This window comes from Streptomyces sp. NPDC005070, from assembly GCF_053600395.1.
In genome coordinates this window covers 1-26403 of the sequence record NZ_JBSFZS010000109.1, presented here as the reverse complement: position 1 = coordinate 26403, position 26403 = coordinate 1, and the positions used below count along the sequence as shown (strand labels likewise).

Here is a 26403-nt window from a genome sequence, read left to right as displayed (position 1 = left end):
CTCACCCGAGGGCACCCCCTTGGGCCGCAGCGCGGACAGCGTCTGGTTGAGCAACGGCCACTCCACCGAAACCCCGCGCGCCCGCAAGCTGTGGTGGCGTATCAGAGATGCGTTCCGCCGGCCGGTGAAGAACAGCGAGCAGCGCCACTGAGGCACGCGGACCGTCAGGGCCTGCGACACCCGCTCGAGGAGCGAGGTTGGGCGATCACGGACGTGACCAGCGGATACCTACCTTGGGCGGCGCGGCCGGCTTCCGAGGTCTCCAGCTCTGCAGAGCAGTTGCATCCGCGGCTTCGTCTGGGGCGGGCCGGGTGCGACCCGGGGCCCAACCAACAGTCGGGCTCCGTCGATGGCCAAGGAGAGACCTGCCGGCGCCGGCCGGGCACTGAGTACAGCGCTGCGTCAGACGCACGCGCACTCTTTCCAGCCGTGCTGGTGGGCTGTTTGCGGGGGCGTTCACGAGCGGCCGGTCGTCGAGTCGGTCACGGGCGGCGGTCTCGTCTGAACGGCCGTGAACGCGGTTCTGAATGAGGCGGAAACTGAGACGGCCGGTAGGGCGTTATCGCCTCTGGTGCTCCGTCGGGGCCCGGTGTCGCTCGGGACCTCTCACGTGGCTTCTTCGCGAAGTGCCTGGTCGATCTTGCTGAGCGCGCTGGTCAGGCGCGCGTAGTCGTCGGTTGCCAGCGGCTTGACGAAGTACTCCTCCACCACGCGGGCGTGGACGGCCGCGGCCCGTAGGAATGCCGTACGTCCCTCGGTGGTCGGTTCCACCAGGGCCACCCTCCTGTCCGCGGGGGACGGTACGCGGCGGACCAGGTCGGCTTCCTCCATACGGTCGATCAGGCGGGTGGTGCCGCTGCTGGTGAGTGTGAGGTCGTCGGCCAATTGCCGCTGGGAGACCTCCTCGCCGGGTCGACGGCAGAGCCCTATCAGCACCTCCAGCATGGTGTGGCTGATCCCGCACTCCTGTCGCAGCGCGCTGTCGATGCGCTGTTCCAGGCGGGTGGCGGACTTGATCAGCAGACCGAAGTCCCGGACCAGCCGACTGTTGGCGGCGCGGGCGGCTTCGTCGCTGCGCTGAGGGTTGGCGTTCATCGTCGTCGACCTTACTGCTTCCTCACCTACTGCTGTCTCAATTGCTGAGCAATCAATTGCTGACTACGCAACTAAATCCTATGGTGATCGCACACCCGCGAGCGAGAGGGAGATCAGTGGATCTGCAGCACTGGCTCGGCCGAGCCACCCACGCGATACAGGACTGGGCCGACACCTTCGGCCCCTACCAGCCCCACCCGTCCCTGAAGGTGGACGATGACCGCTTCGCGTCAGTCTTCGCAGAGCTCACCGGGCGGCTGAAGGGCAACTACCCCTTCTTCCACCCGCACTACGCAGGTCAGATGCTCAAGCCCCCGCACCCCGCCGCGGTGGTCGGCTACCTCACCGCCATGCTGATCAACCCCAACAACCACGCCCTGGACGGTGGCCCTGCCACTGCCGTGATGGAACGCGAGGCTGTCGCGCAGCTCGCCGCGATGTTCGGCTACGACACCCACCTCGGCCACCTCACCACCAGCGGCACGATCGCCAACCTCGAAGCCCTCTTCGTTGCCCGCGAACTCCACCCCGGCCGGGGCATCGCCCACAGCGCTGACGCTCACTACACCCACGGCCGCATGTGCCACGTCCTGGGCATGACGAGCCACCCCGTCCGCACCGACAGCCAGGGGCGCATGGACCTCGAAGCGCTGGAAGACGTACTGCGCACCGGGCAGGTGGGCACCGTCGTTCTCACCACCGGCACCACCGGACTGGGCGCCGTCGACCCCGTCCACGAGGCCCTGACCCTCGCCGAGCGCTACGGCGTCCGCATCCACGTCGATGCCGCCTACGGCGGCTTCTTCACCCTCCTCGCCGGTGCCGACGGCCCGGAGGGCCTGCCGCCCGAGCCGTGGCGGGCCATCGCGCAGTGCGACTCGGTCGTGGTCGACCCGCACAAGCACGGCCTACAGCCGTACGGCTGCGGCGCAGTCCTCTTCCGCGACCCCGAGGTGGGCCGCTTCTATCTCCACGACTCGCCCTACACCTACTTCACCTCCACCGAGCTCCACCTCGGTGAGATCAGCCTGGAATGCTCCCGCGCCGGCGCCTCCGCAGCTGCTCTGTGGCTTACCTTCCAGCTCCTGCCGCCCACCCTCGACGGCCTCGGCCAGGTCCTGGCAGCCGGTCGGCGAGCCGCCCTGAAGTGGGCTGACCTGATCAACGCATCCGACCTCTTGGAGCTCTATCAGCCACCCCAACTGGACATCGTCACCTACTTCCCCATCGTCGACGCCGCGACCCTCACCGGCATCGACGCAGCATCCGCTCGCATCCTCGCCGACGGCATGACCAGCCCCGACCCCGTCTACCTCAGCACCCTCAAAGCCGGCCACGAAGCGTTCACCGCCCGCCACCCCGAGATCACCGCAGACACCGACGGCGCCCGGATCCTGCGCAGCGTCCTGATGAAGCCGGAATCCGAACACCACGTCGAGCACCTGCACAACCGAGTCGAGCAGCTGGCCCAAGTCGACTGACAGTGAGGCACATCAGGCAGACCCGGAGAACAAACGGAACAAGAGGGCCCGCCGGCTTCCCGCCCCGGTTTGCTCCGGGCGCCGGAGCACGCGGCCACGCCCTCAGTTCGGGAACTTTGGGTCTTCTGGGGACAGTGGCTGTGCTGACCTGGAGTGGAGTGGCGTAGGAGTCTTGGTCGCACCCAAGGCCAGTGCCCGCTGATCCCCGTGGTTTCCCGCACGATCTGGCACGCGACTGGCACGGCTCCTGTGTCTGAGGCAGGCCAGCAGGCCCCGACCGATATTCCCTGCAGGGTCCTGCGCCTTGTCCCTAAGATCCTGCCTCGATGAAAAGACGCGTGCAGTTCACCGAGCAGGTTGTGCGGTTCCGTGACTACATGCCGACGGCAGATCGGGAGAAGTTCCTGCGCCTTGTCGACAGAATCGCAGCTGAGCCTGAAGGTGCCGACAGCCACCTTGCCTACACGACCGACACTGTGACGCGCGCGGCTTGGGAAGACCGCGTAATGGTCCACTACGTCGTGACGAGCTTCTTCGTGGTCGTCATCGAAGCTGACATCTACGACGCATCGCGTGGCTTCAACGAGGTGTAGTCGGCCACGAGAGAGCCCCGATTGCTGGTCGAGGCTCTCCGTGCGGGCGATTCTCGGCAACGGGTGAAACGACGGCCACGGACGGCGGATGAAAAGCGAGCCGTCCACCAGAGCAAGTCCGATAACGGAAGCACAGTGGCCGAACCCTGCGCGACGACCTCTTCGTCCCGAAGCAACTTGCACGGGGCATCCGTCTCTCACCTGGGCTGATGGTCCGCAGGCGTCCGCGCTCGTTCGCCAGCGTTCGTCGGTGTTGTCACGCAGTGAGACACTCAGCGCGGCCTCGCCGCAGAGCAGGTCCTAGAGGCCGCGTAGCGCCTCGTACAGGTCGCCGTAGGCGGTCCAGCAGTCGATGCTGCCGTCGTCGTACAGGCTGCCCATGTACCAGTCGTCGTCATCGACAGGCTTCACGAGGCACAGGCTGTGGAACCCGAGAACGATCTCCGGGCGTGGCATCTCGTGGGTCTCGCCGACGCTGACCCACTTCACTGGCCGATCGGGATCCAGGGCGACAGCTTCTCGATCTCCCGAGACGTCGCGGATCTGCTGAAGAGTCCAACCGCAGGGGAGCCGTATGTCTGCCATCCATGGATGATCCCACTCGCCATGTGAGGGTCGTCGCGGGCAAGGGCTTGCGCGCGGGCGCTCACTTCTTCTTGCCCTGGGTCTTGCCGGGGATCTTGGCGACCTGCTGCATCTCAGCTCAGGGGCGGTGGGGTCGTACGCGTAGTCGTCGGCGTTGGTCGTCATTCGCCGCTGTTGAGCAACCTCGGACGGCCCAGAGACGGCCCAGCGTCGGCCCGATCGGCTGACGGCCGGCGCCTTCGACACGCCCCGTCTGAACCTCAGCCGACGACAGTCAGCCACGAGGGCGGGTGCGTCGACCTATCCGGCGCACGTATGCCTCGTTGCACCCCGCCAGCCTCAGCCACGCGTGGCCAATCATCCTCAGGATGGGGAGCGTTGTCGACGAAGATCGCAACGCCTCACCGCTCGGCCGTGCAAGACCAACACGCCTTACAGGTCTTCGCCTGGGGGTTCGGTGAAGGACGGGATGTTGGTTTTGTTCACAACAAACGGGTTCTGGCACAGATTTTGGGGAGCGGTCGCGGAGTGTCACTGGGCAACAGCATGAGTTGGGTCAGCCCGTGGGCGGTTTGCCGGGACAGTCGAAATTCCGGGCACTCTCGCGAGCCATGCTGACAACGTATGCATCATGGCAGCGATAGACGACTCACCCGAACCTGACAACCCTGTCCACGGCGCCTATCCGCCCCTGGTAGAGGCAGCGTGGCTGTATCAGGCGGATCAGGTGTGTCCGGAAGACCTGCCGATGACCGCGGCCCAGGCACTCGCGATGGGAATGGACACGCCGACCCTGTGCGAGCTCGCCGGTCTGCCGCGTCATGCGGACGCCCGGGACATCCGTGACACATTCGAGCAGGCTCTTGAAGAATTGGGGATCACTCTGCCCGATCGCCACCTGGCCCGACGATACGCGCTGCACAGGCTGGCCGCGCGATTCACCGCCGGGGAGGTGGAGCTTGCCGAGTTGGCGTCGGACGAGTGGTCGGAGATGGAGGTCGGGACCGCTGAGGAGCAAGCATTCGTGGCGCTCCTCCCGGCATGCGCGTGCTGCATCGAGTACACGTTGGGGCTCGACGTGGCGGTATGGGAAGCACAACTGCAGATCGCGGCACGTGCCTTGGTCTCACATCCCGCTGTCGGGCCGCACTTCTGACGAGTGGGATCCGAGGCGCTTCTGGCGCAACATCTGAGGTCGCGATCGGGCAGAGTCACTGGAGCAGGATCATCTTGCGGAGCAGTTCGAATCCGGCTCGGCCGTAGAGCTGCCGCTTGATCTTCTTGATGCGTTTGACGGCGCCCTCGATGCTCCCGGAGCTCCAGTCGAGAGTGAGCCCTGCGGTCACTGCGTCGAGATCTCGGAGCAGGTGTAGTGCGAAGCCGGTGAGGCCGGGTAGCTGGCTGGCATCGACTGCGTCGATCCAGGTGGGGAGTGTGGAGCCGAGGCGGTCGGTAAGTATCTCGCCGAAGGCGCGGACGTGTTCGGCGGCTGTGTCCAGTTCGGGCAACGGGCCAGAACCTCCTTCAGGCCGGCCCGGTCTTCCTCGGTCAGGGTTGTGGGGTGTCGGGTGAGCCAGCCCGTCACCTGCCGCACTGTCGGCGGTCGCGGTGGCGCGCCGGCGGGAGTCCTGCGGAGGGTGGCGATGTGGGCGCGGACCATCTGGTAGGTGACAGGTGCGTTGTCGGCGACAAGTTCATTGTGGAGGTGGGTGACGCTGGTGCATCCCTGGGCGAAGCGTCGCTCCAGGTAGAGCTTGTAGGGGTCCAGTCTGCTGGGTCGGGGCCGATTCTCGCGGATGGTGTCCTGCCAGCGTGCGGCGTTCGCGTACCGGAGGACGGTGTTGAGGCCCCAGCCCAGATGCCGGGCGATCGCTCGGCGTGAATGGCCTTGGGCAAGGAGGTCGTGGACCAGGGCATGCGCTGCCTTTTTCGCTCGGCTCGTCGGCCGACGGGCTCCGCGTCGTCCTGCGGCCGGCCGGAATCCGGGGTGGCCTTCGGCCGCATGCCGCTGGGCGAGGGGTTGCGCAGGCAGTCGCGGTGGGCAGCGACGCATGTCTCCACGGCTCGACCGAGGCCATGCCACAGATGGAACCGGTCGGCGACCTGCAGAGCGTCGGGGGCACCGCGGCGGGCACCCTCGGCGTAAGCACCGGCCCGGTCCCGGCAGATGATCTCCACGCCGGGGTGGCGGATCAGCCACGCAGCCAGTGGCCCGGCTTCACGAGTGGGGAGCACATCGACCACGCGATGGTCTTCGATGCTGGTCAAGACGGTGGAGTAGGTCTGGCCGCGACGGATCGCGAAGTCGTCCACGCCCAGCACACGCGGCGTGCTGAACCGTGGATCGGGCAATGCCATGACCCTGCGTAACAAGGTCATCCGTCCCGCTCCGAAGCCCAGCTGGGCGGCCAGCCGGGCGCCGGCTCGCCCGGCCAGCGCGAGCCCCACTCGCTCCAGGGCGTGGTTGAGCCGCGTGGTGAACCGTGCATGTGGGGCAGTCAGCCGGGAGAACGGCTCGGCGAATGTCCGGCGCGGGCAGTCCGCCGACCCGCAGATGAAGCGCCGAACCGTCAGCCTGATGACAAAGCCCTGATCAGCGAGCGGAAGGTCCTTCAGCCTGCGCTCGTAACGGTCGTGGACTCGGACCGAGAATCGACGGCAGTCGGGACATGCAGCCCCGGCCGCGCGACCTTTCGCCACCACCTCGACCGTGCCGAACACGGCCGTAACCGCCTCGACATCCACCTCGTCGATCCCTACGAATACCAGCGAGTCCCAGAACGGTGCATTGGTCTGCATGACCAGCGCCATCACCGTCCACAACCGGCCACAGCAGCGACCGGCAGGTACCTGAGGAAGCGTCATTCTCGGCTGCCGGACGACAAGGCGTACGCCGTCTCACGCGAACCGTCTCCTCGCAATCGAACACCGAGGTAACGCTCCGTGACCGCTCCCCAAGATCTGTGCCAGAACCCGGTTCTCTTGAACAAAGCCAGGCTGTTCTGACATGGGACGGAGCGCATGGTCATCAGCGTTCTGGACAGGGCTGGACGGGAGCGAATGAGACCAGAACTGAGACCACAGCCGCTGGCAGCAGTCCTGTTCAGGGCGCATTTCGCCGACATCGCCAAGACACGCCCGCGTGTGATCACGACGTCGGAGTACCCAGCTTGAGAAGCTTGGGTCTTCTGGGGCCGATTGCTGGGCTGACCTGCGGCGGAGTGGTTACGGGGCCTGGCTGGCGGCCGGGTCCCCGCTGTTCCCCGCTCGACCTGGCACGCGGCCGGCACGTTCCTCGTCAGCGCCGGCACCTGTACAGCAATGGCTCTGGAGTCCTCAGCCCGTTCGACGTTGCCATAGGTGATAGGTGCGCGCCAGCCAACTGGCCCCGAACTGGCCGCACATGGGCAGGCATCCCCGGGCAGCGCGGACAGCCGGCCGGCCCTGACCGACAACGGCCTGTGCGGCCCCGGTGCTTGTCCGTCCCGGCTGGCACACTGCCACCATGGACACCACGCCCGAGCAAATAAGCTCCCGGACAGCCGCTGCATGGACGGTCGTGCTCGCGGTCCTCGGAGGATTCACCGGCTTCGCCTGGGGCGGGCCGTTCCTCGCCGTCACCTGCGGCCTTTCCGTGGGAGGCGGCGCCGTCGTGGGCACGGCCCTGTCCCGCCGTCGCATCGTCGCAACCATTCGTGAAGGCCAGGGGAAGGCCGCCGCGCTCGGGTACGCCGACGGCATCGCGGACATGATGGTGCTGGGGATATCCGCATACAGTGCCTCCGTCTTTCCGCTGTCCGGCCCCGGCGCGGTGGACGCCGCCGAGCGCATGGCGCGCCGCAAGGCCGCCTACCAACTCACGGCCTCCGACGGGCTTCCCCACGACATTCGTGAGGCCGCGGCCGCCGCTCTCGAAGCGATTGACGAGTTGCGTGACCGCGAAGTCCAGTCCGCCATCGAGGAACTTATGAAAGCCGTCCGGGAGCAGCGCCGCGACGTTGGCCATCGTTGAGCACCCTTCCACGGGCCCAGGACGGACCGAGAGGACGCTCGTGTATGGCGAAGTACCTGCCGGGCTCACGAGGTTCGGAGTTGGCACTCCCGTCCCTGGGGTTCGAGGATGCTCGTATGAAGGTGCCGATCGGTCGCCCGAGTCTGCGGCCCTACCTGCCGTACCAGCAGCACGCTGCTGCGCACCGTGAAGGGCTGAGTGCTCATTTCCTGGGCACCAGTTCAGTGCTGCTGTCGGACGGGCAGACCTCGGTGCTCAGTGACGGGTTCGTCAGCCGCCCGGGGATGCTGCGCGTGGCCATGGGCAAGATCGCCCCGGACCGAGCGCTGGTCCGTGCCGCCATCGAGCGCCTGCGGGTGGACACCCTCGCCGCCGTGATGTGCGCGCATTCCCACTACGACCACGCCCTCGACGCACCGGTGTGGGCGCTGGAGACCGGCGCCGAGTTGGTCGGGTCGGAGTCCACCGCCAATATCGGGCGCGGCCTCGGGGTCCCCGAGTCCTCCTTGCGGGTGGTCGGCGACGGCGACACCGCGACCTACGGCAGCTTCACGCTGACCTTCCTGGACTCCGTGCACAGCCCGGGCGACCACTACCCCGGTACCGTCGATCAACCCTTGGTCCCGCCGGCGCGCGCCGGTGCCTGGAAGACCGGCACCGCCTACTCCGTGCTCGTCACCCATCCCCACGGCCGCGTGCTGCTGCAAGCCAGCGCCAACTACCGGCCCGGAGCACTGCGAGGTCACCAGGCCGACGTCGTCTACCTGGGCGTCGGCACGCTGGGCAAACAGCCCGCCGAGTTCCTGCACACCTACTGGGACGAGGTCGTGGCCGCGACAGGGGCCAGGCGGGTCATCCTGGTGCACTGGGACGACTTCTTCCTCGGCCTCGACCGGCCGCTGCGCCCCATGCCCTACCTGTTCGACGACCTCGGCACCACCATGAGCCGACTGCTGCCCCTGGCCCGCCGTGACGGCGTCGACGTCGTCCTGCCCGTCTCCTGGCAACCCAGCGCTCCCCTTGCCGGTCTCACGTGAACTGAGCAGCACAAACCCCTGGAAGGATCGCAGGGGAGGCGGAGGCGGAGGCGATGGTGCGGGAACCGGGCGTCGGTACCTCGATACCTTGTGGCGACACCTCACGGCGGTCGCGGAGTACCACGGTTGACCGAGCCCGGGACAGCAGTCGATGTCAGGCAGGCCGAGGTGTGATGCTCACCGCTCGGTAGTCGTACCCGTCCTGCTTGAAGCCGGGGGCCTCCCACGTGAGGTCCACCTCTTGGCCGGGTGACAGCGTGCGGAAGCCGGCCGCCTGGATGTCGGCGAAATGGCCGAAACAGCCGCCGGGGGTCTCGGGGGAGTCGAGCACTCCCCACCCCTCCTCGTCGCTCCACTCACGGACCGTCGCAGTCACCATGGGCGGCACCCTACGGTCTTCCTCCGCCTCGGCGAAGTGGTTTTCGAGCGCGCACGCTGTCACTGGCTTTCGACGGGGACGGTGAGTGCGTGCGAGGCCGCGGCTGCTCCGTAGGCACCCGGCCCGACCCGGCGTCGGCGGGCACGGACCGCCAGGACCGACAGGAGCAGGCCCACCCCGGACGCGATCGCGAGCAGCACGCACGCGCTGGACAGGCCCGCCGCGAGCGCGTCCGCCGCTCCGTCGCCTTCCGACCGCCGCGACTGTCCCACCGTCGCGTTGACCGTCGCCACGGCCGCCGTGAACGCCGCCGCACCGATGTATCGCGCCATGTTCGAAATGCCTGATGCCGCTCCGACATCGTCGGCGGACACCGACGACGTGGACGCCGAACTCGCCGGACCGTTGACGAGTCCCAGACCCGCGGCCAGGAGCACGAGCGGCAGGACGAAGGCCGCGTAGCGCCAGTCGCCCTTGACGAAGGACAGCAGCACACAGCCGGCCGTCGCCGCCGCGAAGCCGGCGGCGATCACGGGTCCGATGCCCAGCCGCTGGACCATTCGGGGCACGAGCGGTGTGACCGCGATCAGACCCACCGTCGCGGGCAGCGTGGCGAGGCCCGCCTCGAAGGGGCTCAACGCGAGCGTGGCGGGGTTCTGGAAGTAGAGACTGACCAGGTACATCAGACCGTTGATGACACCCGCGCTCAACAGGATCCCGACCGTCGCCCCGATCAGTACGCGATCCTTCAGCAGCCGCAGGTCGACCAGCGGTGCCTCGACCCGCCGCTCCACCGCGACGAACGCCACGCACGACACCAACGCCAGCGCGAAGCATCCCAGCACCGCGGCTGACGTCCATCCCCAGCTGGCCCCCTCGCTGAGTGCGAGCAGCGCCGGGGCGAGTACACCGGCGATCAGCACGGTCCCCGCGAAGTCGATCGAGCGGCTGCGATCCGGATCGCGGGATTCGGCGACACCTTTCAGGGTGACCGGTACGCAGGCGAGCGCGATCGCCGCGTCGATCCAGAACAAGCCCTGCCATCCCGTGCCGTCCACGAGCAGGCCGCCGAGCAACGGCCCGGCCGCGGCGCCCACCGCCGACGCACCACCCCACAGCGTCACCGCCCGCACCTGTCCCTCTCCCGAGGTGGACACGGACAACAGGCTCATTCCGCAGGCCAGGATCGTCGCCCCCGCCGCCCCCTGGATCGCCCGGCCCGCGATCACGCCGCCTCCACTGTCGGACAGCGCGATGAGCACGCAGGAGGCGATGAACAGCGCCAGGCCGCCGAGAAAGACCAGGCGCCGTCCGAACACGTCGCCGAGGGCCCCCGAGGTGACGATCACCGCGGCTCCCACGAGTGAGTACCCGGTGACGGCCCACTGCAGGACATCCAGCGACGTTCCGGTGTCCGCGCTGATCGCCGGAAGCAGGATGCTCACCGCTGAGGTGTTCGCGTTGACCACCAGAGTCGAGACGCACGTCGCGATCAGCACAGCAGCCGGCGCCGACCGGCGTGCGCCTCCGGGTCCCGCGTCGCGTGCCTGGACATCCACACCGGCAGGTTCACACGCGCCGGGTCGCCCCGCAGCCCGGCGACGCGACCCCGGCGACCGGCCGCGCGGCGTACGGCACGACGCACGCGCAGGGGCCTGGCTCGGCATCAGCTTCTCAAGTCGATTCTCCGCGCGGTCTGTTGCTCGGCACCCCCGCGCACCGGCCGCTCGACTACGGCGTACCGACCGTGGCCGCGGCCCTCGGCGTCCTGTCCGCGTCGTCCCTGCTGGGGCAACGGGCCAGGTGGGAGCGGGATCCCGGGCCCGGTCGTTGATCGATTGGTGAGGCGGGGCGGGCAGGCTTAACGTCGATGGAGTGAGCACCCATGTTCACCGCCGACCCGCGATGCAGGGCCACTTTCGATGACGGCCGATCACGTGACATCCTCCGAGTCTGCCGAATCCCCGCAGCGGGGCCGAGGCAGAGGTATCGCACTCCTCGTCATCGCCTCCTGCCAGCTCATGGTGGTTCTCGACATCACCATCGTGAACATCGCGCTGCCGCACATCCAGACCTCGCTCGGCTTCTCGACCGAGAACCTGTCCTGGGTGATCAACGCCTACACGCTGACCTTCGGCGGCCTGCTGCTGCTCGGCGGACGCTCCGGCGACATCCTCGGCAGACGCCGGATGTTCATGTTCGGCGTGCTGCTGTTCGTGTTCGCGTCGCTGCTCGGCGGACTCTCCCAGGACGCCTGGCAGTTGCTCGCCGCTCGCGCGCTGCAGGGCGTCGGCGGCGCCATCGCCTCACCCACGGCCCTGTCGCTGATCACCACCACCTTCCGTGAAGGACCCGAGCGCAACCGGGCGTTCGGCGTGTTCGCCGCCGTCTCCGCGGGCGGCAGCGCGATCGGGCTGCTCGCGGGCGGCATCCTCGTCGAATGGCTCGACTGGCGCTGGGTGTTCTTCGTGAACGTCCCCATCGGCCTGCTGATCGTGCTCGCGACCCCCCGCTACATCAAGGAATCCGAGCGGCACCCGGGCCACTTCGACTTCCTGGGCGCCATCACGTCCACGCTCGGCATGGTGCTGCTGGTCTACGGCTTCATCCGGGCCTCGGAGAAGGGCTGGAGCAACCCCCTCACCCTGGCGTCCTTCGGAGCGGCCCTGGTGTTCCTGATCGCGTTCATCGCCGTCGAACGCCGGTCGAGACAGCCCATCACGCCGCTGTGGATGTTCCGCGACCGCAACCGCTCGGGCGTCTACGCGATGATGCTCAGCCTGTCCGCCGCCATCTTCGGGATGTTCTTCTTCCTGACGCTGTTCGTGCAGAACATCCTCGGGTTCAGCCCGCTCAAGGCAGGGTTCGCCTTCCTGCCGGTGAGCGTGATCATCGCGATCGGCGCGGGGGTCGCCTCGAATCTGCTGCCCCGGTGGGGTCCGAAACCCTTCATGGCGGTGGGCGCGATCCTGGCCGCCCTCGGCCTCGGCTGGCTGACGCTGACCGACGTCGACAGCACCTATCTCGGCAGCATCCTCGGACCCACCCTGGTCTTCGGCTTCGGCATGGGCCTGCAGTTCGTGTCGCTGACACTGATGGCGGTGTCCGGGGTGCAACCCAAGGACACGGGCGCCGCCTCCGGCATCCTCAACGCCACCCAGCAGGTCGGCGGATCGCTCGGCCTGTCCGTGCTGGTCACGGTCTTCGGCACGGCGAGCCGTAACGAGGCCACGGACCAGGTCGCGAACTTCCTGTCGACCGCGACCCCGGCACAGCAACTGCAGTTCCGCAGGACGGGACAGCTTCCGGCGCCCTGGAGCAGCCAGGTGCTGACGTCCGGCATCTCGGGAGCGTTCGTTGCCGCCGCCGCGTTCGCGGTCGTCGCCGCGCTGGTCGCCCTGATCGTCATCCAGGTGCGCCCCTCCGACCTGGAGAGGCTCCAGGGAGGCGCCGCCGCGATGACACCCGTGGACGGAGCCGGCGGCGCGGAGGGCGCTTCGGCAGGCGCGACCCCGATGGGGGAGTCGGGGGAGTCGGACACCCGGGACGGCGGACCGTCCGCCCCCGGCTGATCCAGGCCCCGGCCGAATCCAGAAGCCTGGGATGAATTCCAGAAGCCCGAGATGAATTCAGGAGCCCGGGCGCAGTCCAGAAGCCTGTGATGCGTCCAGAAGCCCGGGCTCAATCCAGAAGCCTGGAATGATTCCAGAAGCTCAGGCTGAGTTTCAGAAGAAGCCCCGGTCGAGCGCCCGGCCTCTTCCCGCCCGCTGTCCGGCCCTCGCCGTGCCGTCGCCGCCCGGAGGCCCAACCCCACCCGACCTCAGGGCAGCGGCTGCTCGGCCCAGATGACCTTGCCCTCGGGGGTGTAGCGCGTGCCCCAGCGGTCGGTGAGCTGGGCGACCAGGAAAAGGCCCCGTCCGCCTTCGTCCGTCGTCGCCGCGTACCGCAAATGCGGTGAGGTGTTGCTGCCGTCGAAGACCTCGCAGATCAGCGCCCGGTCCAGCAGCATGCGGACCCGGATGGGCCCGTTGCCGTAGCGGATCGCGTTGGTCACCAGCTCGCTGAGGATCAGCTCGGTGGTGAACGTCAGCTCCTCGAGCCCCCAGCGCGCCAGTTGCCGGCTGACCGACGCACGCACCTCGCCCACGGCGGCCGGTTCGGACGGTACCTCCCAGGAGGCGATCCTGTCGGGATCGAGGGCGTGGGTACGCGCCACGATCAGGGCGATGTCGTCGCTCGGCCGGTCCGGCAGGAGGGCGCTCAGCACGGTCTGGCAGGTGTCCTCAGGCGAGCGGTCGGCTCCGGCCAGCGCCGTGCGCAGCATGTCGAGCCCGACGTCGATGTCCCGTTCCCGGTCCTCGACCAGGCCGTCCGTGTACAGCACCAGCCGGCTGCCCTCCTCCAGTTCCAGCTCGGCCGTCTCGAACGGGAGACCGCCCAGGCCGAGCGGCGGGCCGGCCGGCACGTCGGGGAACTCGACGCTGCCGTCCGGGTGGATCACCGCGGGCGGCGGGTGTCCGGCGCGGGCGACGGTACAGCGCCGCGTCGTCGGGTCGTAGACGGCGTACACGCAGGTGGCGCCCGTGACGGCGGCCCTGCTGTCCTCGGGGAGCTCGTCCTGGTCGATCCGGCCGACCAGCTCGTCCAAAAGTCCGAGCAGTTCGTCGGGCGGCAGGTCGAGGGCGGAGAAGTTGTGGACCGCCGTACGCAGCCGGCCCATCGTCGCGGCGGCCAGCAGCCCGTGGCCGACCACGTCGCCGACGACGACCGCGACCCGGGCCCCGGACAGCGGCAGTACGTCGAACCAGTCGCCGCCGACCCCCGCCTGCGCCGGCAGATAGCGGTAGGCGAGGTCGAGGGCGCTCTGGTGGGGCAGGGTGCGCGGCAGGAGGCTGCGCTGCAGGGTCACGGCCATCGTGTGCTCGCGCGTGTAGCGGCGCGCGTTGTCGATGGAGACCGCCGCCCGGGCGACCAGTTCCTCGGCGAGGGCGAGATCGTCCACGTCGAAGGGGTCGGGCTTCTCGGAGCGCCAGAAGTTGACCACGCCCATGACCAGGGGGCCGACGCGCAGGGGGACGGTGATGAGGGAGTGGATTCCGTAGTCGACGACCTGTGCGGTGCGCTTCGGGTCCTGGGCCAGCCAGCCCGGGGCACCACCGAGATCGGGTTCGACCACGGCCTCTCCGGTGCGCAGGCTGTGGGCCTGCGGGGAGGACGGTACGAAGCCGATGTGCTCGCCGACCGGATAGAGCGGCGCGTCCTCGCGGATGCCGCCGGAGGCGGTGCGGCGCAGCCCGGTGCCCGCGTCCGGCTCCTGCCCGTTCAGCACGGCGTCGGCCAGGTCCACGGTCACGAAGTCGGCGAACCGGGGGACCGCGACCGCCGTCAGTTCCTCGGCCGTCCTGGTGACGTCCAGACTCATGCCGATGCGCACGCCGGCGTCGTAGAGGAGTTTGAGCCGTTCGCGGGCGATGTCCGCCCGGCCGGAGAGCGCGCGCAGTTCCGTGGAGTCACGGAGCGTGGCGACGCTGCCGGCCGGTCCGCCGCGCAGGTGTGTGGGCCGTTGGTTGATGGCCAGGAGCCGGTCCCCGACGAGATGGACCTCGTCGGTGGCGACGCGCCCGGAGGCCAGCAGTTCGGCGGTGCCCGAGTCGAGGCCGAGCCCCTGGACGTGCTGTCCCTCGGCGTCTCCGGGCAGGTCGAGCAGGCGGTTCGCCTCGTCGTTGGCCAGGAGCAACTGCCCCTCCGCGCCGACGATGATCACTCCTTCCCGGACGGAGTGCAGCACGGCGTCGTGGTGCTCGTACATCCGGGTCATCTCGTACGGGCCGAGGCCGTGCGTCTGGCGCAGCAGGCGTCGGCTCACCAGCGCGGTGCTCGCGGTCGCCAGGGCGAGCGCCGCGGCGGCGGCGCCCAGCAGGAGCGGGAGCTGGTGGTCGGCGGCGCCGCCCACGTTCTTCGTGGTGATGCCGGCCGACACCATGCCGACGACCTTGCCGTCGGGTGCCTCGACGGGGACGGTGGCCTGCACCAGCGGTCCGAGGGTTCCGTTGACCTGCTCGACGACGGAGTGGCCGGCCAGGACGGGTGCGGTGGTTCCGATGAACTTCTTGCCGATCCGGTCGGGCTTGGGGTGGGTGTAGCGGATCGCGTCGGTGTTCATCACGACGATGAAGTCCACGTCCGACGCCTTGCGGGCGGCCTCGGCGCTGGGCTGCAGCACGGCCGTGGGGTCGGGGGCGTCTAGGGCGGCGCGGGTGCCGGGGGCGTTGGCGAAGGTCTCCGCGACGGCGAGCGAGCGGTTGCGGGCCTCCTGCGTCGTGTCATGCCGCACCTGGAGTACCAGTGCGACCACCGCGGCGACGACCAGGAGCAGCACGATCACCACTTGCAGGACGAACACCTGTCCGGCGACACTGCGCCCGCCGATGGCGGAGCGTAGCCCGTTGGACGGGCCGTTCCTGTGCTTGCCGTCGTGTCGCCCGCGCTGGGGGCGCGCTGTACTGGGGCGGCGGGTCGACTGAGCCCGGGTTCGACCCAATAGTCCGACCATGAGCTATGTCTACACTGCCCGGCGTCCCGTGGCGAGAGGCGTCACGCACGGTGACCGGATGCCCCCGCCGGGCGTTCCGCCGGTCGGCGGGCGGCCCGGCGCGGGCGAAGCGGCCCGCGGGTGCGGGGACGCATGATGGAGACAAAGTCCCGATTACCTGAATTTGTCGCTTCGGCGCGGAGGGCCTGATGAAGACTGTGGACCGCTACCGGCTGACCTTCACCCATCCCGGACCGGACGCACGCATGGTGACGGATGAGGTGGTCGTCGAGCGGACGACTGCCCAGGGGCCGGGTGGCAACCCGGTGTACAGCGATCACACGGGCATCCTCCGCGCCGAGATCAGCCCGGCTGGCGAGGTCCGCATGCTGGCCAGTGGTGCCTATCAGTCGCCGATCAACCCTGCCGCCGAACCACTGTCCTGACGGGCCGCGCGCCCCGCCGGAAGCACGGCCCCGGTTGCCGGGAATCCGGCGGGGCCGGCGGCGGGGAGCTCGCGTGAGAAGCGAAGTCCCGGACGTCCGTTCAGCTCGATCTCGCCGGTGACGAGGAATCCGGTGCGGGCCAGAACCGTCCGGGACGCCTTGTTGTCGGCGGTCGTGCGCGCGCGCAGGGTGCTCAGGCCGTACGCGCCGGCGGCCAGGGCGCACATCTCCCGTACGGCGGCCGTGGCGAGCCCCCGCCCCGTGGCCCGCTCGGCGACGCGGTAGCCGAGGTCGGCCGAACCGTGCACCACATCGATCAGGTTGACGCGGGCCAGCACCGCGCCGGTGTCGTCCACCACGAGGTGGAAGTGGGACCCTCCCGCGGCCTGTTCGGCCAGACGCTCGCCGAGGAGGGCGTCGAACCGCTCGAAGAAGGCGTCGCCGCGGTCGGGGATCGTCGCGGCGAAATAGGCGCGGTTCTCCCGCTCGAACGAGAGCAGGGCGGGCGCGTGGCCCGGACGGAGGCGTTCGATGCGGGGCATCCGGTCATGCTAGGGATCCGTACCGTCCGGAGCACCCGCATTTCCTCCGCGGGGGCGGGGGCGGGAGCGGGGCGGGGGAAGGAACCGGCACGCGCCCCGCGTCCGTGGGCGCAGGTACGGGTCTCAGCCGCCCGCCGGTGGGCCGGTGGGAGCCGGAAGGTCGGGCTCGTCGCCCTCGGGGTCGATGTGCGGGAGGATCCGGTCCAGCCAGCGTGGTGTCCACCAGGCACGGGGGCCGAGCAGGGTCATCACCGCCGGGACCATCAGGAGTCGTACGACCGTCGCGTCGATCAGCACGCTCACGGCGAGTCCGAGGCCGAGCATCTTGACGACGATGTTGTCGCTCACGATGAACGCGGCGAAGACGCTCATCATGATCAGCGCGGCACAGGTGATCACGCGGGCGGTGATCTCCAGGGCGTGCGCGACACTCGCCTTCGCGTCCCCGCTGCGCAGCCAGAACTCGTGGACCCGCGACAGGAGGAAGATCTCGTAGTCCATGCTGAGCCCGAAGATGATCGCGAACATCATCATCGGCACATAGCTCTCGATGGGCACCTTGCCCGAGACCCCGAGCGCCGGCCCGCCCCAGCCCCATTGGAAGACGGCGACGACGACACCGTAGGAGGCGGCGATGGACAGCACGTTGAGGATCGCCGCCTTGAGCGCGACGAGAATGCCGCGGAAGACGATCAGGATGATGATGAAGGCCAGCGCGACCACCACGAGGATGATGAGGGGCAGCCGGCTCGCGACGATGTTGCGGAAGTCGACCTGCGCGGCCGTCGTCCCCGTGACATAGCCCTTGGCGGTGTACCCGGACACGGCCTTCGGCAGGGTGTCGTCCACCAGGCGGTTCGTCAGATCCGTGGTGTCCTGGTTCTGCGGGGAGACCTTGGAGTAGACGGTGCCCACCAGCACGTCCCCGTCCTGGGTGGCCGTCAGCGGGGTGACCACGGCCGCCCCCGACACGTCGTTCACCGTCTTCTGCGCCTGTGACGCCAGCGCGGAACGCTTGTCCGACGGTACGTCCGTCTGGTCGATGACGACCGTCAGCGGGCCGTTGGAACCGGGCCCGAAGGAGTCCGACATGATGTCGAACGCCCGCCGGTCAGTGAAGGAGGTCGGGTCGGCGCCGTCACCGATGTGCCCGAGCTGGATGGTGAACACGGGGATGGCCAGAATGAGCACCGTGAGCAGGCCACCGGTCAGGAACCACCAGGGCCGCCGCTCGACGCGCTGCGCGTAGCGGTGCCAGGTGCCGGTGACGGGCGCGCCGGGCTCGGCGTTCGTCTCCGCGATCGGCGTGCGCACGTGGTAGCGGTCGATGCGGTTGCCGATGAGCCCGAGCAGGGCGGGGACGAGGGTCAGCGCGCCGGCCACCGCCGAGACGACCGTGACGGCCGCCGCGAGGCCGAGCTTGCTGATGAACGAGACACCGGAGACGGACAGCCCGGCCAGGGCGATGATCACGGTGCAGCCCGAGACCAGGACGGCCCGTCCGCTGGTGGTGGTGGCCCGGCCCGCCGCCCGCACCGGGTCGGCCCCGTTCACGAGGTTCTGCCGGTGACGGGTGCTCAGGAACAGGGCGTAGTCGATACCGACGCCCAGGCCGATCATGGTGGCGAGCGTCGGTGACACCGTCGCGAAGGTGGTCGCGGCGGCGAGCAGGCCGAGGATGGCCAGCCCGCCCACGACGCTGACCAGGGCGGTCAAGAGGGGCAGGCCCGCCGCGATGACACTGCCGAACCCGACGAGCAGGACGACGATCGCCACCGCGAACCCGATCAGTTCGCTGATCTTGTCGTTCGCCGCGGGCCTGGCCAGTTCGCCCAGTGGCCCGCCGTACTCGACGTCGACTCCCGCGGACCGCAGCGGCTGGACGGCCTTGTCCACGCCGTGGAGGTAGTCGTCGCCGAGGGTCGAGGGCTGCACGTCGAAACGGACCGTGATGTAGCCGGTCTTCCCGTCGCTGGACAGCGGCCCGACGTTCTGCTGCTGGGACTGCCCCGAGGACGGCTGGGAGCCGGGCGGCGGAAGCGGGTTCTGCGCCGACAGGACGTGCGGAAGTTTCTCCAGGGAGCTGACGGTCTGGCTCATCTGGGAACTCAGCTCGGTCAGCGGCTTCTGCGTGTCGCGCAGCACGATCTGGCTGCTGTAGCCGCCCGCCGCCGGATCGTGCTCCTTGAGGACGTCCAGCCCCTCGGTGGACTGCACTCCCGGCAGTTGGAAGTTGTCGGAGTACTGTCCGCCGAACGAGTGGTTCAGCCCTTGGAGCACGCCGAGGGCGACGAGCCACGCCACGATGACGATCACGAAATGGCGGGCGCACCACTCACCCAGCCGCTGCAGTACCCCGGGCCTGGTCCGCCCGCTGGCTGAAGGGGCTTGTGTCGCCGACATGGGCAGCTCCTGCTCGAGGACGACTCCTCCGACTTGGTCATTAAACGATGTGACGATCACCGCGGCCCGCCGAGGATCACGGCCGCTCCGTGCCCTTCGACGGTCCGGGATCTGTCGATCCGGCCGGTGTCCGTTCGTTCTGGAAGTGGGACACCGGTGCCGGACCGGTCCGAGCGAAGGATGCGATGGGGATGGACGAGATGCGGACGCTGCTCGAAGGACGCGGGCTGGTCGAGTCGCCGCGCTGGCACGGAGGCCGGCTCTACTTCTCCGACTGGACCGCGGGCGAGGTCCTCGCCCTCGATCCGGCCGACGGGCGCGTCGAGGTGATCGCGCGGGTGGCTTCGCTGCCGCTGTGCACCGACTGGCACCCCGACCACGGCATGCTGATCGTCTCCTCGGCGGAGGGCGTGCTGCTCCGACGGGAGCCCGACGGCTCCCTGGCCACGCACGCGGACCTGGGCCGGCCCGGCTGGAACGACATCGTGGTCGACGGCCGGGGAAACATCTACGTCAACAGGGCGGGGTTCGACCCGATGGCGGGTGAGGCCTTCGCGGCGGGCTCGGTCTCGCTGGTCACCCCGGACGGTTCGGTGTGTGAGGTGGCCGACGACATCGCGTTCCCCAACGGGATGGCCGTGACCCCCGACGGTTCCACTTTGATCGTCGCCGACTCCTACCGGCACGGTCTGGTCGCCTTCGACATCGGCCCGGACGGCGCTCTGTCGGGCCGCCGGGTCTGGGCCGACCTGGGGGAGGGCGTCCCGGACGGTATCTGTGCCGACGCGGAGAACGCCGTCTGGTACGCCGACGTGCCCGGCCGGTGCTGTGTGCGCGTCGCCGAGGGCGGCGCCGTCCTGGACCGGGTGGGCCTCGACCGCGGCGGCTTCGCCTGCGCACTGGGCGGCCAGGACAGGAGGACGCTGTTCGTCGTGGCCGCCGTCTGGCGCGGCATGACGGAGTCCGCGCCGGTGGAGCCCGGCTCCGGTCAGGTCCTCGCCACCCGCGTCGAGGTGCCGGGAGCGGGCCGGCCCTGACGGGGTTCCGCACGGCCGCGGCGGAGCCGTCGTTCCGCCAGCGGCCGCGGCCGAGTTGTCGTTCTGTCAGCCGCCGCGCCGGAGTCGTCCGTTCTGGCAGTGGCCGCGGCAGAGCAGTCTTCTTTCAGCCGCCACAGCAGAGCTGTCGTTCCATCAGCGGCCGTGGGCGGCGGGGGTTTCGGCGCGGGGGCGTAGGGATAACCCTCGATCGCCGGTGACGCCATGTCATGGCTAGGTCAAAAGTGCAATCCTTCCCACACCTGTGGGACAGGTCGTCCATGGTCTTCCCACAGCCGCGTTCCCGCGCGCCCTGCTCAGCGCTTCCCGGACAGCACATCCCGTCTGTCCGGTCTGTCACCGGCCGCCGACCGCGGCCGAAGGCGTAGGAGTACGAGTGAGACGTTTCCCCCGTCAGGCGACGGCGGCCGGTGCCATGGTGGCCACCGCCGCGTTCCTGGCCGTCGGCATACAGACGGTCCCGGCAGTCGCCAAGCCCGCCCCCCACACAACCCCCCTCCGCACGGGGGGACTTGAGGCAAAGCTCACCCCGGCCCAGCACACGGCGCTGCTGACGAAGGCATCGAAGCAGACCACCGCGACCGCCGGCACGCTTGGCCTCGGCTCGAAGGAGAAGCTGGTCGTCAAGGACGTCGTCAAGGACAACGACGGCACCTTGCACACCCGTTACGAGCGCACCTACGCCGGCCTCCCGGTGCTCGGCGGCGACCTCGTGGTGCACACCCCGCCCGCCTCGCAGGCCACCGGCACGGTGAGCACGACCTTCGCCAACAAGCACGCCATCAAGGTCGCGAGCACCACCGCGTCCGTGACCAAGTCCGCCGCCGGGGCCCAGGCCCTCAAGGCGGCCAAGGTGCTGAAGGCGGAGAAGCCCGCGACGGACAGCGCCCGCAAGGTCGTCTGGGCCGGCACCGGCACCCCCCGGCTCGCCTGGGAGACCGTGGTCAGCGGTGTCCAGGACGACGGCACGCCGAGCAAGCTGCACGTCATCACCGATGCCACCACCGGCAAGGAGATCACCCGGTACGAGGGGATCCAGACCGGCACCGGCAACACCCAGTACAGCGGCACGGTCACGCTGAACACCACGCTGTCGGGATCGACGTACCAGCTCACGGACTCCACCCGTGGCAGCCACAAGACGTACTCGCTGAACAACGGCACGTCCGGCACCGGCACGCTGATGACGGACGCCGACGACGTCTGGGGCACCGGCGCGGGTTCCAACACCCAGACCGCCGGCGCGGACGCCGCCTACGGCGCCCAGACGACCTGGGACTTCTACAAGAACACCTTCGGGCGCAGCGGCATCAAGAACAACGGCGTCGCCGCCTACTCGCGCGTCCACTACAGCACGGCGTACGTCAACGCCTTCTGGGACGACAGCTGCTTCTGCATGACCTACGGCGACGGAACCAGCAGCACCCACGCGCTGACCTCGCTCGACGTCGCGGGCCACGAGATGAGCCACGGTGTCACCTCCAACACCGCGGGTCTGAACTACACCGGTGAGTCCGGCGGTCTGAACGAGGCGACCTCCGACATCTTCGGCACCGGTGTGGAGTTCTACGCCAACAACTCGACCGACGTGGGCGACTACCTCATCGGCGAGAAGATCAACATCAACGGCGACGGTACGCCGCTGCGTTACATGGACAAGCCGTCCAAGGACGGTTCCTCCGCCGACTCCTGGTACTCCGGCGTCGGCAACCTGGACGTCCACTACTCCTCGGGCCCGGCGAACCACATGTTCTACCTGCTCTCCGAGGGCAGCGGCTCCAAGACCATCAACGGGGTCACGTACAACAGCTCGACCTCCGACGGTGTCGCCGTCGCCGGCATCGGCCGCGCCGCCGCGCTGCAGATCTGGTACAAGGCACTGACGACGTACATGACGTCCACCACCAACTACGCGGGTGCCCGCACCGCCGCGCTGAACGCCGCGACCGCGCTGTACGGCGCGAGCTCCACCCAGTACGCGGGTGTGGCGAACGCCTTCGCGGGCATCGCCGTCGGCGGTCACGTCACCCCGCCGACCAGCGGTGTGACCGTCACCAACCCGGGCAGCCAGTCCTCCACCGTGGGGACCGCGGTGAGCCTGCAGGTCTCGGCCAGCAGCACCAACAGCGGCTCCCTGACGTACTCCGCCAGCGGCCTGCCCACCGGGCTGTCGATCAGCGGCTCCACCGGCGCGATCACCGGGACCCCGACCACCGCCGGCACCTACAGCACCACGGTGACCGTCACGGACAGCACCGGGGCGACCGGCACCGCGTCGTTCACCTGGACCGTCAGTCCCACCGGCGGCGGCACCTGCACCTCGTCGCAGTTGCTCGGCAACCCCGGGTTCGAGTCCGGCGCCACCACCTGGACCGCGACCAGCGGAGTCATCACCACCGACTCCGGTGAGGCGTCCCACGGCGGCTCGTACAAGGCCTGGCTGGACGGTTACGGCTCCACGCACACCGACACGCTCTCCCAGTCGGTGACCATCCCCAGCGGCTGCAAGGCGTCGTTCACCTTCTGGCTGCACATCGACACCGCGGAGACCACCACCAGCTCGCAGTACGACAAGCTGACGGTCACCGCCGGATCGACCACGCTGGCGACCTACTCCAACCTCAACAAGGCCACCGGCTACACGCAGAAGACCTTCGACCTGTCCTCGTTCGCCGGCACCACGGTGAGCCTCAAGTTCAGTGGAGTCGAGGACTCCTCGCTCCAGACCAGCTTCGTCGTGGACGACACCGCCGTGACGACGAGCTGACCCGCCGTACCTGACATCTCCGCATCGGCCGCGACGTGGGTCCTCCGCGAGGACGACCCACGTCGCGCGCCGTTTCCGGGACCTACTCGAACCGGGAGGGGTCGCCGGCTCCGAGGCGTACGAGCTCGGGCTCCGCGGTGGAGAAGTCGACCACGGTCGTCGGCTCGGTGCCGCAGTCGCCGGAGTCGATGACGGCGTCGACCACGTGGTCGAGGCGGTCCTTGATCTCCCAGCCCTGGGTCAGCGGCTTGTCCTCGTCGGGCAGGAGCAGGGTGCTCGACAGCAGCGGCTCGCCGAGTTCGGCCAGGATCGCCTGCGCGACCGCGTGATCGGGGATCCGCACCCCGACGGTCTTCTTCTTCGGGTGCAGCAGCCTGCGCGGAGCCTCCTTCGTCGCCGGGAGGATGAGCGTGTAGCGGCCGGGCGTAGCCGCCTTGACCGTGCGGAAGACCGCGTTGTCGATCCGTACGAAGTGCCCGAGCTGGGCGAAGTCCTCGCACATGAGCGTGAAGTGGTGGCGCTCGTCGAGCTGTCGGATCGAGCGGATGCGGTCGATACCGTCCCGGTTGCCGAGCGCGCAACCGAGAGCGAAGCAGGAGTCCGTCGGATAGACGATCAGCCCGCCGCTGCGGACGATCTCCACCACCTGCGTGATGACGCGCCGCTGCGGGTTCTCCGGGTGAACGTCGAAGTACTTGGCCATGTTGCGAGACTAGGGCCTGTCGGGTCGTTCTCGTCGGCGCCCGGAACTCTCCCCGGTCGCGGCTATAGGAACCTCGAGGCCGTCTCGCTACCCTCCGCCGCATGATTTCCACGGTGGTCTGGGGTACCGGCAATGTCGGCCGCGCGGCCATCCGCGCCGTCGAGGCCCACCCGAAACTGAAACTCGCGGCCGTGCTCGTCCACGACCCCGGCAAGGTCGGCCGTGACGCGGGCGAGCTCGCCGGACTCGGTCACGGCCTCGGCGTCGCGGCGAGCGACGACATCGACGCGGTCCTGGCCTCGGGGCCTGGAGCCGTCGTCTACGCGGCCACCGGCGACATCCGCCCCGACGAGGCCCTCGCCGACATCGCCGGGGCGATCCGGGCCGGCGCGGTGGTCGTCACACCCGCCCTCTATCCGCTCTACGACCAGCGCAGCGCCCCGCCCGAGTTCCGGGACCCCGTGCTCGCCGCCATCGCCGACGGGGGCGGCTCCCTGTTCGTCTCCGGAGTCGATCCGGGCTGGGGCAACGACGTCCTGCCCCTGCTGATCAGCGGTCTGGGCACCACGATCGACGCCATCCGCTGCCAGGAGATCTTCGACTACTCCACGTACGAACAGGAGGAGTCCGTACGGTACTTGGTCGGCATGGGGCAGCCCATGGACTACGAGCCGCTGATGCTCGCCCCGTCGATCCCGACGATGGTGTGGGGCGGCCAGATACGGCTCATGGCACGGGCCCTCGGCGTCGAACTCGACGACATCACCGAGACGATGGAGCGCCGCCCGCTGACCGGCACCGTGAGCACCCGCACCATGGGCGAGTTCGCGGCCGGCACGCAGGGCGCGGTCCGCTTCGAGGTGCGGGGGATCGTCGGGGGCGAGCCCCGGATCGTCATCGAGCACATCACCCGTATCCACGCCTCCTGCGCACCGGACTGGCCCTCGCCGCCCGACGGCGACGGCGCCCACCGGGTGATCATCGAGGGCCGCCCGCGGATCGAGGTCACCGTCGCGGCCACCGACGAGGGCGAGAACCGGTCCGCGGGCGGGAACGCCACCGCGGTCGGCCGCCTGGTCGGCGCCATCGACTGGCTGGTGGACGCGGAGCCAGGACTCTACGACGCACTCGACGTCCCGCTGCGTCCCGCAGTCGGCCGGCTCGGAAGGAAGTGACCCATGACCCTGCGCGTCGACATTCCCGAAGGACAGGAACCGATCGGATACGTCTGGGGCGAGATGGTGCCCGGCATCGGCATGGCCGCCGCGAACTTCTCCCTGTCGGTGTACGAGCACACGACCCTGGGCCTGCGCGAGTTCGAGGCCGCCCGGCTGCGTATCGCGCAGATCAACGGGTGTCTGTTCTGCCTCGACTGGCGTACGGAGCGCGACGGCCTGAAGGTCGAGGAGGAGTTCGCGGACGCGGTGACCCAGTGGCGTACCACCGATGCCTTCGACGACCGTACGCGGCTGGCCGCCGAGTACGCGGAGCGGTACGCCCTGGATCACCACGGTCTTGACGAGGATTTCTGGACACGGATGACGGCCTTGTACAGCCAGCGGGAGATCGTGGAACTGACCATGAGCGTCGGCTCCTGGCTGGCGTTCGGCCGGCTCAACCATGTGCTGGGACTGGACGCCGTGTGCGTGCTGCCGACCCACTGAACGCGTGCGGCCGGCAGACTGCCGCGGCCCCCTGAGCGGATCCGGACCCCTCTCGGGGTCCGCACCGCCTAGAGGTCCACGGCGATGATGTTCTCGATGTTCCGTTCGGCGAGGGCGGTGATGGTGACGAACGGGTTGACGCTGGTGTTGCCCGGAATCAGCGCGCCGTCGATGACGTACAGGCCCGAATGTCCCAGCAGGCGGCCGTAGTTGTCGGTGGCCTTGTTGAGTACGGCGCCACCGAGCGGGTGGTAGGTGAGATGGTCGCCCCAGATCTTGTACACGCCGAAGAGATCGGTCCGGTAGATCGTTCCCTCCTTCGCGTTGATCTTGTCGAAGATCGTCTTCGCCATGTCGATGGCCGGCTGCTTCCAGGCGGTCTGCCAGTTGAGGTCGACGGCCCCGGTCGCGGCGTTCCAGGTGAACTGGGCGCGGTTCGGGTTCTTGGTGATGGACAGGTAGAAGGACGCCCAGGTCTCGATGCCGGTGGGCAGCGGCGCGACCTCGGCGAACGCGCCGCCCGCGGTCCAGTTGTCGATGCCCCCGCAGGGGATGCTGGCCTGGAGCGAACCGGTCGGATCCCACAGGTGGTTGGCGCGCCCGCACATGACGTTGCCGTTGTCGCCCCAGCCCTTGCCGATCTCGCCGTTGAGGCCGGGCAGCGCGCCGGTCGCCTTCAGCCGGACCAGGAGTTTGCTCGTCCCGACGCTGCCGGCCGCGAAGAACACCCGGTCCGCGGTCACCGTCTTCGTGGCCGTGGTGCCACCGGTGGTGTCGATCTGGTCGATCAGGACCGTGTAGCCGCCGCCGGACGCGGGCGCGACCGAAGTGACCTTGTGCAGCGGTGAGATGGTGACCCGCCCGGTGGCCGTGGCCTGGGCCAGGTAGGTCTTCTGGAGCGACTTCTTGCCGTAGTTGTTGCCGTAGAGGATCTCCCCGGCGAGGGCCGACTTGGTGACGGTGCCCGCGGCCTCCGCCTTCATGTAGTCCCAGTCGTACACGTCGGGCACGAAGACGAAGGGGAAGCCCGAGCGCTGGGCCTGCTTCCGGCCGACCCGCGCGTACTGGTAGCAGTCGGTGGTGTCGAACCACGCCGGGTCGATGAGGCC

The 26403-nt window shown here is 69.1% G+C and carries 22 protein-coding genes; 11 read left to right on the top strand and 11 right to left on the bottom strand.

Features of this window, described 5'->3' with window-relative positions:
- Positions 1-606: 606 nt before the first annotated feature.
- Complete coding sequence (locus ACWEBX_RS29105; protein ID WP_451887765.1) at positions 607-1095, bottom strand: MarR family winged helix-turn-helix transcriptional regulator; 489 nt, start codon at positions 1093-1095, stop codon at positions 607-609.
- Positions 1096-1211: 116 nt separating this feature from the next.
- Here ACWEBX_RS29105 and ACWEBX_RS29100 point away from each other — a divergent pair, with 116 nt between their 5' ends.
- The gene (locus tag ACWEBX_RS29100; RefSeq protein ID WP_451887764.1) at positions 1212-2576 is read left to right on the top strand and encodes a pyridoxal phosphate-dependent decarboxylase family protein; all 1365 of its coding nucleotides are present in this window, start codon (positions 1212-1214) and stop codon (positions 2574-2576) included.
- A gap of 338 nt (positions 2577-2914) precedes the next feature.
- Positions 2915-3169: a hypothetical protein gene (locus ACWEBX_RS29095; protein ID WP_403427152.1), complete on the top strand. Its 255-nt coding sequence runs from the start codon at positions 2915-2917 to the stop codon at positions 3167-3169.
- Positions 3170-3469: 300 nt separating this feature from the next.
- Here ACWEBX_RS29095 and ACWEBX_RS29090 read toward each other — a convergent pair whose 3' ends face one another.
- Positions 3470-3754 (bottom strand): hypothetical protein, encoded by a 285-nt coding sequence (locus tag ACWEBX_RS29090; RefSeq protein ID WP_451887763.1) that lies wholly within the window; start codon positions 3752-3754, stop codon positions 3470-3472.
- 631 nt (positions 3755-4385) lie between these two features.
- Here ACWEBX_RS29090 and ACWEBX_RS29085 point away from each other — a divergent pair.
- Positions 4386-4910 carry a hypothetical protein gene (locus tag ACWEBX_RS29085; RefSeq protein ID WP_451887762.1) on the top strand — a complete coding sequence of 175 codons (525 nt, stop codon included), beginning with the start codon at positions 4386-4388 and terminating at the stop codon, positions 4908-4910.
- A 55-nt stretch (positions 4911-4965) separates the two neighbouring features.
- Here the strand turns inward: ACWEBX_RS29085 and ACWEBX_RS29080 are convergent, their stop codons facing one another.
- Together ACWEBX_RS29080 and ACWEBX_RS29075 are read right to left on the bottom strand one after the other, a co-directional pair.
- Positions 4966-5262, bottom strand: a complete 297-nt coding sequence (locus tag ACWEBX_RS29080; protein WP_451887761.1) for a transposase — start codon at positions 5260-5262, stop codon at positions 4966-4968.
- 73 nt (positions 5263-5335) lie between these two features.
- On the bottom strand, positions 5336-6565 hold the full coding sequence (locus ACWEBX_RS29075) for an ISL3 family transposase (protein WP_451887760.1): 1230 nt from the start codon (positions 6563-6565) through the stop codon (positions 5336-5338).
- A 694-nt stretch (positions 6566-7259) separates the two neighbouring features.
- On the opposite strand from ACWEBX_RS29075, the gene ACWEBX_RS29070 reads away from it, so the two are divergent.
- Both ACWEBX_RS29070 and ACWEBX_RS29065 read left to right on the top strand, forming a co-directional pair.
- Positions 7260-7766, top strand: coding sequence for a hypothetical protein (locus ACWEBX_RS29070; RefSeq protein ID WP_451887759.1), 507 nt, complete (start codon positions 7260-7262; stop codon positions 7764-7766).
- Between the two features lie 116 nt (positions 7767-7882).
- A complete protein-coding gene (locus ACWEBX_RS29065; RefSeq protein WP_451887758.1) occupies positions 7883-8803 on the top strand; it encodes an MBL fold metallo-hydrolase in 921 nt (306 codons plus the stop codon).
- 154 nt (positions 8804-8957) lie between these two features.
- On the opposite strand, the gene ACWEBX_RS29060 is transcribed toward ACWEBX_RS29065, so the two are convergent.
- Positions 8958-9182 carry a cold-shock protein gene (locus ACWEBX_RS29060; protein ID WP_451887757.1) on the bottom strand — a complete coding sequence of 75 codons (225 nt, stop codon included), beginning with the start codon at positions 9180-9182 and terminating at the stop codon, positions 8958-8960.
- Positions 9183-9241: 59 nt separating this feature from the next.
- Positions 9242-10681: an MFS transporter gene (locus ACWEBX_RS29055; protein ID WP_451887767.1), complete on the bottom strand. Its 1440-nt coding sequence runs from the start codon at positions 10679-10681 to the stop codon at positions 9242-9244.
- Between the two features lie 423 nt (positions 10682-11104).
- On the opposite strand from ACWEBX_RS29055, the gene ACWEBX_RS29050 reads away from it, so the two are divergent.
- The gene (locus tag ACWEBX_RS29050; RefSeq protein ID WP_451887756.1) at positions 11105-12754 is read left to right on the top strand and encodes an MFS transporter; all 1650 of its coding nucleotides are present in this window, start codon (positions 11105-11107) and stop codon (positions 12752-12754) included.
- 248 nt (positions 12755-13002) lie between these two features.
- On the opposite strand, the gene ACWEBX_RS29045 is transcribed toward ACWEBX_RS29050, so the two are convergent.
- Positions 13003-15735, bottom strand: a complete 2733-nt coding sequence (locus ACWEBX_RS29045) for a SpoIIE family protein phosphatase (RefSeq protein WP_451887755.1) — start codon at positions 15733-15735, stop codon at positions 13003-13005.
- 188 nt (positions 15736-15923) lie between these two features.
- Between ACWEBX_RS29045 and ACWEBX_RS29040 the strand changes: the two genes are divergently transcribed.
- On the top strand, positions 15924-16160 hold the full coding sequence (locus ACWEBX_RS29040) for a DUF6296 family protein (protein WP_355766665.1): 237 nt from the start codon (positions 15924-15926) through the stop codon (positions 16158-16160).
- Here ACWEBX_RS29040 and ACWEBX_RS29035 read toward each other — a convergent pair.
- Positions 16121-16702: a GNAT family N-acetyltransferase gene (locus ACWEBX_RS29035; RefSeq protein WP_451887754.1), complete on the bottom strand. Its 582-nt coding sequence runs from the start codon at positions 16700-16702 to the stop codon at positions 16121-16123. The two genes, ACWEBX_RS29040 and ACWEBX_RS29035, sit on opposite strands and share 40 nt — an antisense overlap.
- A gap of 123 nt (positions 16703-16825) precedes the next feature.
- A complete protein-coding gene (locus ACWEBX_RS29030) occupies positions 16826-19105 on the bottom strand; it encodes an MMPL family transporter (RefSeq protein ID WP_451887753.1) in 2280 nt (759 codons plus the stop codon).
- A gap of 191 nt (positions 19106-19296) precedes the next feature.
- Here ACWEBX_RS29030 and ACWEBX_RS29025 point away from each other — a divergent pair, with 191 nt between their 5' ends.
- Both ACWEBX_RS29025 and ACWEBX_RS29020 read left to right on the top strand, forming a co-directional pair.
- Positions 19297-20142 carry an SMP-30/gluconolactonase/LRE family protein gene (locus tag ACWEBX_RS29025; RefSeq protein WP_451887752.1) on the top strand — a complete coding sequence of 282 codons (846 nt, stop codon included), beginning with the start codon at positions 19297-19299 and terminating at the stop codon, positions 20140-20142.
- Between the two features lie 394 nt (positions 20143-20536).
- Positions 20537-22927: a M4 family metallopeptidase gene (locus ACWEBX_RS29020; protein ID WP_451887751.1), complete on the top strand. Its 2391-nt coding sequence runs from the start codon at positions 20537-20539 to the stop codon at positions 22925-22927.
- A gap of 82 nt (positions 22928-23009) precedes the next feature.
- Here ACWEBX_RS29020 and ACWEBX_RS29015 read toward each other — a convergent pair whose 3' ends face one another.
- Positions 23010-23630: an L-threonylcarbamoyladenylate synthase gene (locus tag ACWEBX_RS29015; RefSeq protein ID WP_451887750.1), complete on the bottom strand. Its 621-nt coding sequence runs from the start codon at positions 23628-23630 to the stop codon at positions 23010-23012.
- A 101-nt stretch (positions 23631-23731) separates the two neighbouring features.
- Here ACWEBX_RS29015 and ACWEBX_RS29010 point away from each other — a divergent pair, with 101 nt between their 5' ends.
- Together ACWEBX_RS29010 and ACWEBX_RS29005 are read left to right on the top strand one after the other, a co-directional pair.
- Positions 23732-24805 (top strand): NAD(P)H-dependent amine dehydrogenase family protein, encoded by a 1074-nt coding sequence (locus ACWEBX_RS29010; RefSeq protein ID WP_451887749.1) that lies wholly within the window; start codon positions 23732-23734, stop codon positions 24803-24805.
- 9 nt (positions 24806-24814) lie between these two features.
- Positions 24815-25294, top strand: a complete 480-nt coding sequence (locus ACWEBX_RS29005) for a carboxymuconolactone decarboxylase family protein (RefSeq protein WP_451887766.1) — start codon at positions 24815-24817, stop codon at positions 25292-25294.
- Positions 25295-25362: 68 nt separating this feature from the next.
- On the opposite strand, the gene ACWEBX_RS29000 is transcribed toward ACWEBX_RS29005, so the two are convergent.
- The coding region (locus ACWEBX_RS29000) for a GMC oxidoreductase (protein WP_451887748.1) at positions 25363-26403 on the bottom strand (1041 nt) is incomplete at its 5' end.